The organism is Lampropedia hyalina DSM 16112, from assembly GCF_900129055.1.
GTDB lineage: Bacteria > Pseudomonadota > Gammaproteobacteria > Burkholderiales > Burkholderiaceae_C > Lampropedia > Lampropedia hyalina.
Window position 1 is genome coordinate 20,301 of sequence record NZ_FQUZ01000002.1, and the last position, 13,689, is coordinate 33,989.

The following is a 13,689-nucleotide window of genomic DNA, read 5'->3' on the forward strand; positions in this document are numbered from 1 at the left end:
GGCCATCGGTTTCAGGGTTGTTGCACCAGTGCCCGCACGGCCGGCCAGACGGTTTGCAGAATCAATGGCTGCGCCAGGGCATTGGGGTGGATGCGGTCGGACTGGAAATACCGCTCCAGTTGCGCCGGGTCGGAAATCGCCTCCAGCAGAAACGGCACCAGCGGCACCGACTCCTGCTCTGCCACGCTCACGAAGCCCTGGGCAAACTCCTCGGTGTAACGCTGGCCGTAATTGGGCGGCACCTGAATGCCCAGAAGCAAAACCCGTGCCCCGGCATCCTTGGCGGCCTGCACCATCGCCCGCAGATTGGTGCGCGTGCCTTCCAGCGGCAGGCCGCGCAGGGCATCGTTGGCTCCCAGCTCAATGGCAATGTAACGGGGCTGGTGCTGCTGGAGCAAAGCCGCCATGCGCGAACGTCCGCCCGCCGTGGTTTCGCCGCTGATGCTGGCATTGACCACCCGCACCGCCGCACCCTCCTGCTGGAACTTTTGCGCCAGCAGATTCACCCAGCCCTGGCCACTGGCAATGCCGTACTCGGCACTGAGGGAATCGCCCACCACCAACAACACGGCTGGCGCGCCCGCAGGAGCAGCCGATGGTGCAGCAGCATGGGCCGTGCCCGCCACGGCTGCCAGCACCATCAGCGACAGCGCAACGGCCAACCGCTGGCGGAACCCGTTACAGTAGAACCAGAAATCTTTGAGTCTGTGCATTGAAACACTCCCATCATTCAAAACCATCTATGAACGCCAACGCACCCGCACGTTCCGAGCCGGATTCCGGCCCAAGCCTGATTATCGTGGAGCATCTGGGCAAGTCCGTACAGGACTCCACCGGAACCCTGGAAATTCTGCGGGACATCCACCTGCGGCTGGCCGCGCGGGAAACCGCTGCCATCGTGGGCGCGTCCGGCTCTGGCAAAAGCACCCTGCTGTCGCTGATCGCCGGGCTGGACACCCCCAGCACTGGCCGGGTGCTGCTGGACGGGCAGGACATCTTCGCCCTCGACGAAGATGCCCGCGCCGCACTGCGTGCAGCCAAAATGGGCTTTGTGTTCCAGAACTTCCAGTTGCTGGGCAGCCTGACCGCGCTGGAAAACGTCATGTTGCCGCTGGAGCTGGCCGGGCGTTCCCAGGCACGCGCCCTCGCCACCGACATGCTGGGGCGCGTGGGGCTGGCACAACGCCTGCACCACTACCCGAAGGTGCTCTCCGGCGGCGAACAGCAACGCGTGGCCCTGGCACGCGCCTTCGTGGTGCAACCCCAGGTGCTGCTGGCCGACGAACCCACCGGCAGTCTGGATTTCGCCACCGGTGCGGCCATCATGGAACTGGTGATGCAGCTCAACCGGGAGCTGGGCACCACCCTCATCATGGTGACACACGACCGCGACATCGCCGCCCGCTGCGACACCCGCATCCGCATTGAGGCCGGAGCAGTCGCCGCCATCGAGCGCAACTGAACAGGTTCTCACCCCCCGCGCCGCATGGCCCGCGAATGGCTGTGTACCGCCTCCACCAGCGCGTACACATGTTCCGGCGGGGTGAACTGGTTGATGCCGTGGCCCAGGTTGAAGATGTGCGTCGGCCCCGGCACGCGGGCATCGGTGTGGGGCGTGCCGAAGTCCTCCAGCACGCGCCGCGCTTCGGCTTCGATGATGGCCGGTGGCGCGAACAGCACATTCGGGTCAAGGTTGCCCTGCACGGCCTTGCCTGCGCCCCCGACCACCCCGCCTACCTGCTGGCGCGCACGCCCCAGGTGGGCCGTCCAGTCCAGCCCGAGCACCTCGCAGTCCAGACTGCGCATGACATCCAGCCAGATCGCTCCGCCCTTGGTGAAGACGATGCGCGGCACATCCTGCCCATCCGTGCCCACCCGCCGCAACTGTGCCAGCACCCTGGCCGTGTAGTGCAGGCTGAAGGCCCGAAAGTGGCTGTCGGCCAACACCCCCCCCCAACTGTCGAACAGCATCAGGGCCTGCGCCCCGGCTTCGATCTGTGCATTCAGGTAGGCCGCCACCGCATCGGCATTCACCGCCAGAATGCGGTGCATGAGATCGGGGCGGGCGTACATCAGGCTTTTCACCTGGCGGTAGTCGCTGCTGCTGCCGCCTTCCACCATGTAGCAGGCCAGCGTCCAGGGGCTGCCCGCAAAGCCGATCAGCGGCACCCGCCCGTCCAGCGCGCGCCGAATGGAAGACACCGCATCGAACACATAGCGCAAGCGTTCCAGATCGGGGACGGCCAGACGCGCCACTGCCGCCTCGTCGCGCACGGCATGGGCAAAGCGTGGCCCCTCACCCTGGGCGAAACTCAGGCCCAGCCCCATCGCATCGGGCACAGTGAGAATGTCGGAGAACAGGATGGCCGCATCCAGCGCGTAGCGTTGCAGCGGCTGAAGGGTCACTTCGGTGGCGTAATCCACGTTGGTGGCCAAGTCCATGAAGCTGCCCGCACGGGCGCGGGTCTCGCGGTACTCCGGCAGATACCGCCCGGCCTGGCGCATCATCCACAAAGGCGTGTAATCGGTGGCCTGGCGACGGCAGGCCCGCAGAAAGCAATCGTTTTGGAGAGTGGGATAGGTCATGGCGGATATTGTCGCCGCATCCCCCGGCCTGGCCCGCGAAAACCGCCATGCCCCTGAGGAAGGGGTTCATTGCAACGCGGATGCAGCATCAGGCAAATGCCGGATAATAGACGGTTCCGTCCCGATGCCGCCCGGTGGTTTGCCACCGAACCTGAGCCTTTCCATGACCCAACACCATTCCGAATCCGCCCCCTCCGATGGCCACGCTCCTGCAGCGGCCACGCCACCCGAGGCTGCCGCATCCCCGGCGACCCCTCCTGCCCGGCGGCGCGGCAAACGCCGTGGCAAAGGGGGGGCAGCACGCACCACGCCCGTCGAGGCCAGCACACCTGCTGCCGGTGCAAGCAACAGCCAGCCCCGCCCCCTGCACCCACTGCTGGAGCGTCTGGCCAGCGACTACCCGGCCCTGTTCGGCGCGCAGCCACTGCCGCTCAAGCGCGGCATCTTCAATGACTTGCTGCAAGCGCACCCGGACATTGCACAGGAAGAACTGAAACAGGCTCTGGCGCAGCACACCCGCAGCACCCGCTACCTGCAAAGCATGGCATCGGGCCAGCCACGCCACGACCTGGCATCGCAGGCCGTGGAGCCGGTGGCCGTGGAGCATGGTTTCCACGCGCTGGTGGAGATTTTCCAGCGGCGGCAACAACACGGCAGAGCCACCGCCGAACGGCAGGCACAGGCGCGTGACTGGCTACTGCGCCGTTTGCAGCAGCACATTCATGCGGCCAACCTCGATACCCAAGCCTATCAGGAGGCCGTGCAAGTACGCCACCCCACGGTACAGGCCATTCTGGCCGAAGCCCTCCAGCAGGCCGACGCACGCAACGCCCGCGACGAAGCCCTGGCGCACATCTTCGAGTCCAGCCAGACCAGCGTGGAAGCCTTCGCCGAAATGTACGGCCTGAACTTGCAGGAGGCCCGGCGCGTGGCACGGCGGGCATCATCTGCGCCCGCAGCGTCACCGTCCGATACCAGCGGCACACAGGGCGAATAAGCTCGGCTCGTCAAAGCCCCTTTCACAGGGCTTCATATAGAAAAGGAGCCAGCAGGGAAACCCGCCTGGCTCCAAATTTGCCACCGCCCCTGACGCACCAGGACAAGGCAGGTGCTGAGACATGGTTGCCAACTGCCAACCATGTCCCATTCAGCCCGATTCTCAGTCGGCCTGTTTGCGCAGGAAGGCGGGCACTTCCACGTCGTCCAGAGAGCCGGCAGAAGAAGACGAGAGGGCATCGACCCGTGCGGCCGCTGCGCCGCGTGGGCTGCGCCACACGGATGGCATGGCCATGGAGCTGTAGTCCAGACCCTGGCCTGCACCGCCACCGTAGGGAGCGGCTCCACTGCCCTGCTGGGGGGCCGCAAAAGTGGAAGCGTCCACGCTGGAGCGCAGGCTGCCGCTGAGTTGCGCACCGGCCTTGGGACGGTTAGGAGCCTTGTGCTCCAGGCCAGTGGCGACCACGGTCACGCGCAGTTCGTCGCCCAAGCTGTCGTCGTAGGCCGCGCCGTAGATGACGTGGGCGTTTTCAGACGCATAGGCATTGATGGTGCTCATGGCCAGACGCGATTCGGAGAGCTTCAGGCTGCCACGGGCAGCGGTGACCAGCACCAGAATGCCCTTGGCTCCCGAGAGGGCGATGCCTTCGAGCAGCGGGCAGGCAATGGCCTGCTCGGCGGCGATGCGGGCACGGTCCGGGCCAGCGGCACTGGCGGTTCCCATCATGGCCTTTCCGGGTTCGCTCATGACGGTTTTCACGTCGGCAAAGTCCACGTTCACATGGCCGTGCTCGTTGATGATCTCGGCAATCCCGCCCACGGCATTGCGCAGCACATCGTTGGCAATGCCAAAGGCTTCTTCCTGGGTGATGTCGTCGCCATAGACGGTGAGCAGCTTCTCGTTGAGCACGACGATGAGCGAATCGACGTTGTTCTCCAACTCGGACAGACCGGCATCGGCATTGCGCATGCGGCGCGGGCCTTCCCAGTCGAAGGGCTTGGTGACAACCCCCACCGTCAGGATGCCCATTTCCTTGGCAATGCGGGCAATCACCGGAGCCGCACCAGTGCCCGTGCCACCGCCCATGCCGGCGGTGATGAAGAGCATGTTGGCCCCCTCGATGGTCTTGCGGATGTCGCTTTCGGCCTGCACCGCTGCCTCACGTCCCTGGTCGGGCTTGCTGCCCGCACCCAGACCATTCGCCCCCAACTGGATGTGCTTGTCGGCAGAGCTACGTGCCAGTGCCTGGGCATCGGTGTTGGCGCAGATGAATTCCACACCCTGCACGTTGCGCTCGATCATGTGCTCGACGGCATTGCCGCCGCCGCCGCCCACGCCCAGCACCTTGATGCAGGTACCCTGGTTGAATTCGGTGTTGTCGATCATTTCGATGCTACTCATAGCGAAGCTCCTTGCGATTGGGGTGTTGGTTCCAGAAAAACAGAGAATGGGGGTAAGTCGCGGTGAAAGTTGCTGCCATCGGCAAACAACCTGCAAACGGTCGTATTTTCGCCGGATATGGCTGCCAAAAAACGCCAATAGCACATTTTGAGGGGTATGCGCCCATAAAAATTCAGAAATTCCCGACGATGAAATCCCGCAGGCGGGCAAAGACATTCTTGACCGGCCCGCTTTTGTGGGCTTCCTTGTAGCCGCGCTCCCGCCCCAGCCGGGCGTCTTCCAGCAGCCCCATGACGGTGGCGGCATGGGGCTGGCTGATGAGGTCGGCCAGCGGGCCACGGTAGCGTGGCATGCCCCGGCGCACCGGGCGCAGGAAGATGTCCTCGGCCAGCTCGACCATGCCCGGCAGGGCCGCCGATCCGCCCGTGATCACCACGCCCGAAGCCAGCAGTTCCTCGTAGCCAGAATCATGGATGACCTGCTGGGCCTGCATGAAGATTTCCTCGACACGCGCCTCGATGACCCCGGCCAGTGCCTGCTTGCCCACAGTGCGTGCGCCCCGGTCGGCCAGTCCGGGCACTTCCACCTGGGCATCGGGGTCGGCCAGCAGCACCTTGGCGCAGCCGTGTTCCACCTTGATGTCCTCGGCATCGCGGGTGGGCGTGTGCAGGGCCATCGCAATGTCGCTGGTGATGAGGTCGCCCGCAATCGGGATGGACGCCGTGTGGCGGATGTAGCCGCCCGCGAAGATGGCAATGTCGGTGGTGCCTGCGCCAATGTCCAGCAGCACCACGCCCAGTTCGCGTTCGTCGTCGGTGAGCACCAGGTGGCTGGAGGCCAGCGGGTTGAGCAGCAACTGCTCCACGTCCAGCCCGCAGCGGCGCACGCATTTGATGATGTTCTCGGCGGCACTCTGCGCACCGGTGACGATGTGCACGCGCGCTTCCATGCGCAAGCCGTTCATGCCCAGCGGTTCCTTGACCTCGTGGCCGTCCAGCACGAATTCCTGCGAGGCCATCAGCAGCAGCCGCTGGTCGGAAGGAATGTTGATGGCGCGGGCCGTCTCCAGCACGCGGGTGATGTCGGAGCGCGAGACTTCCCGATTCTTGATGGCCACCATGCCGCCGGAGTTGAAGCAGCGGATGTGGCTGCCGGTGATGCCGGTATAGACGCGCTGAATCTTGCAGTCGGCCATCAGCTCGGCCTCGCGCAGGGCCTGCTCGATGCTCTTGACGGTGGCCTCGATATTGACGACCACGCCGCGCTTGAGGCCGCTGCTGGGGGCCATGCCAAAGCCAGCGAGGCGCAACTGGCCATCGGCCTGTACCTCGGCGACGACGACCATGATCTTGGCGGTGCCGATGTCCAGGCCCACGATGACGTCTGTGTGTTCTCTTGCCATGTTGTTACTGTGAGGGTCCGAAATAAATGACTGACTGCTGTGGTTGCGGTGGTGGAAGGGTGTGCGGGTCTGCCGGGGCCATCAGCGGCGTGGGCGGCGCACCGGTTGCGCGGCACTCTTTCCCGTCACCACGCCCTTGAGGCGGATGGCGTAGCCATTGCCGTGGCGCAGGTCGGCGTATTCCAGCGACTGGCTGGTGCGCTCCAGCGGCTCCAGTGCCGCAGGCAGGGATTGCAGAAAACGCTCCAGCCGCCATGCGACTTCGTCGGGTTGGCCTGCTCCCAGCTCCAGCACGGCGTTGTTGGCCAGCACGGCCTGCCAGTTGCCGCGCGCGTTCAGGAACAGCGCGTGGGGGTGCATATGGTGCGATTCCAGCAACGGCTGCACCCGCTGGTACATGGCCAGCACCTGTGCGGAGTGCTCGCGCGGGCCGCTCAGGCGCGGCAGGCTCTCGTGCTCGACCTCGCCCCGGTTGGCCTCGAAGACTTCGCCCTGGCGGTTCACCATCAGGGAGTCATTCTGGTTTTCTTCCCACAGGGCTGCGGGCACATGCTCTTCCAGCTCCACCTGAAGGGTGCCGGGAAAGATACGTTTGACGATGGCATTGCGCACCCAGGGCATTTCCTCGAATGCCTGCTGCGTCTGCTCCAGGTTCAGCGTGAACAGATTGCCTTGCAGCCTGGGCATGACATTGGTTTGCAGGGCCATCGCGTTGCTGTGCTCGGGCTGCCCCTCCACCACGACGCGCTCGATGGCGAATGCCGGATTGCGCAGAATCCACATGAAGGCTGCTGCGGCCAGCAACGCGAACACCAGCGTGAACACGACCGACGCGGTCGCGTTCATCAGGCGGACATCCGCAGGCTGGCGCAACACGACGTGGCTCATACCGTCGCATCTCCCGTCACTGGGCGACCTTCCAGCCGCGCTGCGGCCAGAATGTGCAGGCACAGGTCTTCATAGGCAATGCCCAGCGCGCGCGCGGCCAGCGGCACCAGCGAGTGGCTGGTCATGCCCGGCGAGGTGTTGATTTCCAGCAGGAAGGGCTGCTGGTCACTGCGGCGCACCATCACGTCCACGCGCGACCAACCTCTGGCATTGACGGCCTGGTAGGCCTGCAATGCCAGCGTGCGGATGGCCTGCTCCAGCGCGTCGGGCAACTGGCTGGGGCAGAAATACTGGGTTTCGTCGCTGTAATACTTGTGCTCGAAGTCGTAGTTGCCACCGGGCGCGACGATGCGGATGACCGGCAGGGCCGTATCCTGCCCGCCCAGCTCGACCACAGCACAGGTGGTTTCCTCGCCATCGATGAATTGCTCGCACAGCACTTCGGGGTCGTAGCGGGCGGCCAGCCGGTAGGCCTGTTCGCATTCCTCGGGGGTGCTGACCTTGGTCAGGCCGATGGTGGAGCCTTCACGCGCGGGCTTGACGATCATCGGCGCGCCCAGTGCAGCCAATGCCGCGCGGGTGTCGTCGGCCGATGCCACCAGCCGCCAGTCGGGTGTGGCCAGCCCTTCGGCACGCCAGACGCGCTTGGTGACGATCTTGTCCATGCCCACGCTGGAGGCCAGCACGCCGGGGCCGGTGTAGGGAATGCCCAGCAGCTCCAGCGCGCCCTGCACCGTGCCGTCTTCGCCACCCCGGCCATGCAGGGCGATGAAGCAGCGGTCGAAGCCCTGTGCCTTCAGTTCCCACAGGGACTGTTCGGCAGGGTCGAAGGCATGGGCATCCACGCCCCTGGCCCGCAAGGCGGCCAGCACGCCCTGACCGGACATGAGCGAGACTTCGCGCTCGGACGAAGTGCCACCCAGCAGCACGGCCACTTTGCCCAGGCTGCGGGAATCGGGGGTAGAACGGGTGGCGGCAGGGGTGCTCATGCCAGTGTCTCCTGGGAATTTTCGGTATTTTGGGGGGAAGTGGAAGATGGGGTATTGTCCGCTGCCGGTGCTTCGCCATCGGCCACGCGCAGGCGTTCGGCCATCTGTCCGGCGGTTGCGCCAATGGAGCCTGCCCCCATGCACAGCACCACGTCGCCGGGCTGGGCGGTGTCCAGCAGGGCCTGGGGTAGATCGGCAATGTGCTCGACGAATATCGGCTCCACCTTGCCTGCCACGCGCAGGGCGCGGGTGAGGCTGCGGCCATCGGCCGCGACGATCGGGGCCTCACCCGCCGCATAGACTTCGGTGAGCAGCACGGCATCGGCACTGCCCAGCACCTTGACGAAGTCCTCGAAGCAGTCGCGCGTGCGGGTGTAGCGGTGCGGCTGGAAGGCCACCACCAGCCTGCGCCCCGGAAAGGCTCCGCGTGCAGCGGCAATGGTGGCAGTCATTTCCACCGGGTGGTGGCCATAGTCCTCGATGAGGCGAAAGCTGCCGCCCGCTGGCAACGGGATGTCGCCGTGACTCTGGAAGCGTCGGCCCACGCCCTTGAACTGCGCCAGCGCGCGCACCACGGCCTCGTCGGGGATGTTCAGCTCCACCGCGATGGCAATGGCCGCCAGCGCGTTGAGCACATTGTGCTCGCCCGGCAGGTTCAGGGTGACGGACAGATCGGGCAGGGTCACGCCGTTGCGCCGCTGCACGGTGAAGTGCATCTGGCCGTTGTCGGCACGCACGTCGATGGCACGCACCTGGGCATCCTCGCCAAAGCCATAGGTGGTGATGGGGCAGTGCAGTTGCCCCAGCAGGCTGCGCAGGGCGGGGTTTTCCAGGCACAGCACCGCCGTGCCGTAGAAGGGCATGCGGTGCAGAAAGTCCCGGAAGGCGGCCTTGAGGCGTTCAAAATCGTGGCCGTAGGTTTCCATGTGGTCGGCATCGATGTTGGTGACGACGGACATGACGGGCAGCAGGTTCAGGAACGAGGCATCGGACTCGTCGGCCTCCACGACAATGTAATCGCCCGACCCGAGCTTGGCATTGGCCCCGGCACTGTTGAGGCGGCCGCCGATGACGAAGGTGGGGTCGAGTCCGCCCTCGGCCAGCACGCTGGTGACCAGACTGGTGGTGGTGGTCTTGCCGTGGGTGCCGGCAATGGCAATGCCCCGGCGCATGCGCATCAGCTCGGCCAGCATCATGGCACGCGGCACGACCGGAATGCGCCGCGCCTTGGCGGCCTGCACTTCGGGGTTGTCCGCCTGCACCGCCGTGGAGGTGACGACGGCATCGGCCGTGGAGACGTGCTCGGCAGCATGGCCGACGAACGTGGCAATGCCCAGCGATTGCAGGCGGCGCAACACGCTGCTGTCGGCCAGATCGGAGCCGGAAATCTGGTAGCCCAGGTTGTGCAGCACCTCGGCAATGCCGCTCATGCCGGAGCCACCGATGCCGATGAAGTGAATGTGTTGGATGGCGTGCTTCATGCCAGCACCTCCTCGCAGGCGCGGGTGATGGCCTGCACCGCATCGGGCTTGGCCAGCGTGTGCGCCTTGCTGGCGCGCTCCAGCAGCACGTCGCGCGTCAGGCCTTGCAGGAAGGCGGCCAGCCGCTGGGCATCCAGACCGGCCTGTGGCTCCAGCCAGGCGGCCCCGGCATCGACCAGATGGCGGGCGTTGGTGGTCTGGTGGTCGTCCACCGCGAACGGGAACGGCACGAAGCAGGCGGCCGCGCCCACGGCGGCGATTTCGGTGACGGTGCTTGCGCCAGCACGGCACAGCACCAGGTCGGCCTGGGCAAAGGCCGCTGCGGTTTCTTCGATGAATGGGGTCAATTCGGCTTCCACCTGGGCTTTCTGGTAGTTCTCTCGCAATGCGTCGATCTGGCTCGCGCCACTCTGGTGCAACACCTGGGGCCGCTGGGACGCGGGCAGCAGGGCGAGCGATTGTGGCACGAGTTCGTTCAGTGCCTTCGCCCCGAGACTGCCGCCCACCACCAGCAGGCGCAAGGCCCCGAAACGTCCGGCAAAGCGGGCAGCGGGGGCGGGCTGTTGCAAAAAGGCCGCCCGCAACGGGTTGCCCACCCATTCCCCGCGCGACAATACACTGGGGAATGCCGTGAACACCTTGCGGGCATGGCGTGCCAGCAGTTTGTTGGCCATGCCGGCCACGGAATTCTGTTCGTGCAGCATCAGCGGAGTGCGCGTCAGCAGCGCGGCCAGTCCACCGGGCATGGTGATGTAGCCACCAAAGCCCAGCACCACATCGGGCCGCACGCGCCGCACCACCCCCAAAGCCTGCCCCAGTGCCTTGCCCAGCCGCCACGGCAGGGCCAGCAGGGTCTTGAGGCCCTTGCCGCGCACGCCGCCAAAATCCACGCCTTCCAAGGCAAAGCCACGCTCGGGCACCAGCTTGCCTTCCATGCCGCCGGGCACGCCCAGCCAGTGCACCTGCCAGCCCTGCTGGCGCAGGGCCTCGGCCACGGCCAGACCGGGGAAAATGTGCCCGCCGGTGCCACCGGCCATAACCAGGGCGGTCTTGCGGCGCGCGGGCAGATGGTTTCGTGCTTCGGTCATACCCGCCCTCCCCGCTTGAGAATGCGGTTCTCGTAATCCACCCGCAGCACCACGGCAATCGCAATCAGGTTCAGCAGCATGGCAGAGCCTCCAAAGCTCATCAGCGGCAGGGTCAGCCCCTTGGTGGGCAAGGCACCCAGGTTCACGCCCATGTTGATGAAGGTCTGGAAGCCAATCCAGATGCCGATGCCCTGCGCGACCAGACCGGAGAACACGCGATCGAGCAGCACGGCCTGGCGGCCAATCGTCATGATGCGCCGCGTCAGCCAGAAGAACAGGAAGATCAGCAGGCCCACGCCCAGCAGCCCGAACTCCTCGCCGATCACGGCCAGCAGGAAGTCGGTGTGGGCTTCGGGCAGCCAGTGCAGCTTCTCGACACTGCCGCCCAGCCCCACGCCGGTGACTTCGCCCCGGCCAATTGCAATCAGCGAGTGGGTAAGCTGGTAGCCCTTGCCCAGCACATGCTCATCGGCCCAGGGATTGAGGTAGGCAAAGATGCGGTCACGCCGCCATTCGGAGGAGCCGATGATGCCGATGAAGGCCAGCCCGAGCAGCAGCATCATCAGCAGGAAGCCCCGGATGCTCACGCCGCCCAAGAACAGGATGCCCACGGCAATCACGCCCACCACCACGAACGCGCCCATGTCCGGCTCGGCCAGCAGCAGCATGCCGATGATGCCCACGGTCACGCCAATCGGGAGCACGGCGCGAATGAACTGCTCGCGGATGTTCATGCGCCGCACCATGTAGTCGGCGGTGTAAATGACGACTGCCAGCTTGGCCAGCTCAGAGGGCTGGAAGCGCATGATACCCATGGGCAGCCAGCGGCGCGCACCATTGACGGAAATGCCCAGCCCCGGAATCAGCACCACGACCAGCAGCAGCACGGTCACGCCCAGAAACCACGGCGCGCACCTGCGCCAGACATTCATCGGTATCTGGAACACCGTCATGGCGACCACAAAGGCCACGCCAATCGACATGGCATGGCGCACCAGAAAGAATTCGTTGGAGATTTCGCCAAAACGGGGGTTGTCGGCCAGCGCGATGGAGGCCGAATACACCATGATGACGCTCCACGACAGGATGGTCAGCACCACCGCCAGCAGGGCCTGATCGACCCCCTGCGGTTCGGATGAAATGCCGAAGTGCTGGAAGCGGTATTCCGTGCCGCCGGAGCGCACCGGCAGCTCGCCGATGACTTCCTCGCGCTGCCGCCAGCGTTCCAGCAGTGAGGCGCGTTCGCGCCTGGGCTGGGTGGTGGCGGGGCGGGGTGTGAATGCAAAACGCTTCATGGCAGCACCTCCAGTTCCTGCCCGGCATCCAGGGCCAGACTGCGCACGCAGTCGGTGAAGACCTGGGCGCGGTGGGCATAGCCGTCGAACATGTCGAAGCTGGCACAGGCGGGCGAGAGCAGCACGGCATCGCCGGGCTGGGCCAGATCGGCGGCACGCGCCACGGCCTCGGCCATGCTTGCAGCAGGGCACAGCGGCACGCCGGTGGCTTGCAGCACGGCGGCGATCACCGGCGCATCCCGGCCAATGAGTACGGCCGCGCGGGCGTGCTGGCGCACGGCATCGGCCAGCGGGGCAAAGTCCTGCCCCTTGCCGTCGCCGCCCAGAATCACCACCAGACGGCGCGAAGCCCCCAGCCCGTGGAGGGCAGCCACGGTCGCGCCGATATTGGTGCCCTTGCTGTCGTCGAAGTATTCCACCTCGCGCACCGTGCCGATGGGTTGCACGCGGTGCGGCTCGCCCCGGTATTCGCGCAGACCGTGCAGCATGGGCGCGAGGCTGGCACCGGCAGCCGTGGCCAGGGCCAGGGCCGCCAGCGCGTTGCTGGTGTTGTGGCGGCCCCGCAGGCGCATGGCATCGGCGGGCATCAGACGTTGCAGGGGCAGGCTGGCGACCGTTTCGGTGGTGCTGGCGGCAGCCCGCTGGCGGCGACCCGTCGGTGCGGCCTCGTCCACCGCTGCCCGCACCAGCCAGGCCATGCCATTGACAGTCTCCAGCCCCCAGTCACCGGCGCGGCTGGGCACGTCCAGCCCGAACTGCACTTGCGGGCGGGGTGCGGCCACGGCCTTGCGCTTGCGCCCGGATGCGGTGGTCGTCGGCAAGGGTGCAGGGGCACGCTCCAGCAGCGACCGGGCCAGCGCGTCGTCGCGGTTGAGCACGGCCAGACCGTGGCGGCCGAAGATGCGCGCCTTGGCGGCAGCGTATTCGTCCAGGCTGCCGTGCCAGTCGAGGTGATCCTGCGTGAGGTTCAGCACCGTCGCGGCCGTCGGCTCGAACTGGCTGGAGTACGCCAATTGAAAACTGGACAGCTCCAGCACCCACGCCTGCGGCAGGGCATCGGCTTCCAGAGCCTCGGTCAGGGTATCGAGCAAACAGGGGCCGATATTGCCGGCCACCGCCACGGTGAAACCCGCACGCTCGAGCAACAGGCCAGTGAGCGTGGTGACGGTGGTCTTGCCATTGGTTCCGGTGATGGCCAGCAGCCGGGGCTGGTAGCCCTGCGTCTGCTGCAACTGCGCCAGAGCCTGGGAGAACAGATCGAGTTCGCCGCCAAAGAACAGGCCGCGCTGCACGGCCGCCTGCTGCACCTCGGCGACGGTGGCGGGGGACAGGCCGGGGGAGCAGTACACCGCCCGCACTCCGTGCAGCAATTCAGCGGTGAAGGCACCGGCCACGAATTCCACGTCAGGGGCCGCCTGCAAGGCCGCCAGTTGCGGCGGGGCCGTGCGGGTATCGGCCACGCGCACGCGACTGCCCTGGCGCAGGCACCAGCGTGCCATCGCCAGACCGGACGCGCCCAGCCCCAGAACCAGGGTCAGAGGAGTAGAAGAATGGTCTGCCAT

General features: G+C 66.2%; 12 protein-coding genes. 2 read left to right on the forward strand and 10 right to left on the reverse strand.

Annotated features, from left to right (window positions below; translation table 11 throughout):
* Positions 1-11 precede the first annotated feature (11 nt).
* The gene (locus BUE21_RS01005) at positions 12-713 is read right to left on the reverse strand and encodes an arylesterase (protein WP_073353618.1); all 702 of its coding nucleotides are present in this window, start codon (positions 711-713) and stop codon (positions 12-14) included.
* A gap of 29 nt (positions 714-742) precedes the next feature.
* On the opposite strand from BUE21_RS01005, the gene BUE21_RS01010 reads away from it, so the two are divergent.
* The gene (locus BUE21_RS01010) at positions 743-1,462 is read left to right on the forward strand and encodes an ABC transporter ATP-binding protein (protein WP_073353621.1); all 720 of its coding nucleotides are present in this window, start codon (positions 743-745) and stop codon (positions 1,460-1,462) included.
* A gap of 8 nt (positions 1,463-1,470) precedes the next feature.
* Here the strand turns inward: BUE21_RS01010 and hemE are convergent, their stop codons facing one another.
* A complete protein-coding gene (gene hemE / locus BUE21_RS01015) occupies positions 1,471-2,586 on the reverse strand; it encodes a uroporphyrinogen decarboxylase (protein WP_073353622.1) in 1,116 nt (371 codons plus the stop codon).
* A 163-nt stretch (positions 2,587-2,749) separates the two neighbouring features.
* Here hemE and BUE21_RS01020 point away from each other — a divergent pair, with 163 nt between their 5' ends.
* On the forward strand, positions 2,750-3,583 hold the full coding sequence (locus BUE21_RS01020) for a ProQ/FINO family protein (protein WP_159435780.1): 834 nt from the start codon (positions 2,750-2,752) through the stop codon (positions 3,581-3,583).
* A 162-nt stretch (positions 3,584-3,745) separates the two neighbouring features.
* Here the strand turns inward: BUE21_RS01020 and ftsZ are convergent, their stop codons facing one another.
* The 8 genes from ftsZ to murD form a co-directional block, all read right to left on the reverse strand.
* A complete protein-coding gene (gene ftsZ / locus BUE21_RS01025; protein WP_073353628.1) occupies positions 3,746-4,984 on the reverse strand; it encodes a cell division protein FtsZ in 1,239 nt (412 codons plus the stop codon).
* A gap of 172 nt (positions 4,985-5,156) precedes the next feature.
* Entirely contained in the window at positions 5,157-6,386 is a 1,230-nt protein-coding gene (ftsA, locus tag BUE21_RS01030) for a cell division protein FtsA (RefSeq protein ID WP_073353631.1), read from the reverse strand.
* A gap of 81 nt (positions 6,387-6,467) precedes the next feature.
* The gene (locus BUE21_RS01035; protein ID WP_073353633.1) at positions 6,468-7,274 is read right to left on the reverse strand and encodes a cell division protein FtsQ/DivIB; all 807 of its coding nucleotides are present in this window, start codon (positions 7,272-7,274) and stop codon (positions 6,468-6,470) included.
* Complete coding sequence (locus BUE21_RS01040) at positions 7,271-8,263, reverse strand: D-alanine--D-alanine ligase (RefSeq protein ID WP_073353636.1); 993 nt, start codon at positions 8,261-8,263, stop codon at positions 7,271-7,273. Before BUE21_RS01040 ends, BUE21_RS01035 begins: the two co-directional genes overlap by 4 nt.
* Positions 8,260-9,744 (reverse strand): UDP-N-acetylmuramate--L-alanine ligase, encoded by a 1,485-nt coding sequence (gene murC / locus BUE21_RS01045; protein WP_073353639.1) that lies wholly within the window; start codon positions 9,742-9,744, stop codon positions 8,260-8,262. The genes BUE21_RS01040 and murC overlap by 4 nt, the downstream gene beginning before the upstream one ends.
* Positions 9,741-10,832 (reverse strand): undecaprenyldiphospho-muramoylpentapeptide beta-N-acetylglucosaminyltransferase, encoded by a 1,092-nt coding sequence (gene murG, locus BUE21_RS01050; protein WP_073353643.1) that lies wholly within the window; start codon positions 10,830-10,832, stop codon positions 9,741-9,743. Before murG ends, murC begins: the two co-directional genes overlap by 4 nt.
* Positions 10,829-12,127 (reverse strand): putative lipid II flippase FtsW, encoded by a 1,299-nt coding sequence (ftsW, locus tag BUE21_RS01055; RefSeq protein ID WP_084522627.1) that lies wholly within the window; start codon positions 12,125-12,127, stop codon positions 10,829-10,831. The genes murG and ftsW overlap by 4 nt, the downstream gene beginning before the upstream one ends.
* Positions 12,124-13,689, reverse strand: coding sequence for a UDP-N-acetylmuramoyl-L-alanine--D-glutamate ligase (gene murD, locus BUE21_RS01060; RefSeq protein WP_073353646.1), 1,566 nt, complete (start codon positions 13,687-13,689; stop codon positions 12,124-12,126). Before murD ends, ftsW begins: the two co-directional genes overlap by 4 nt.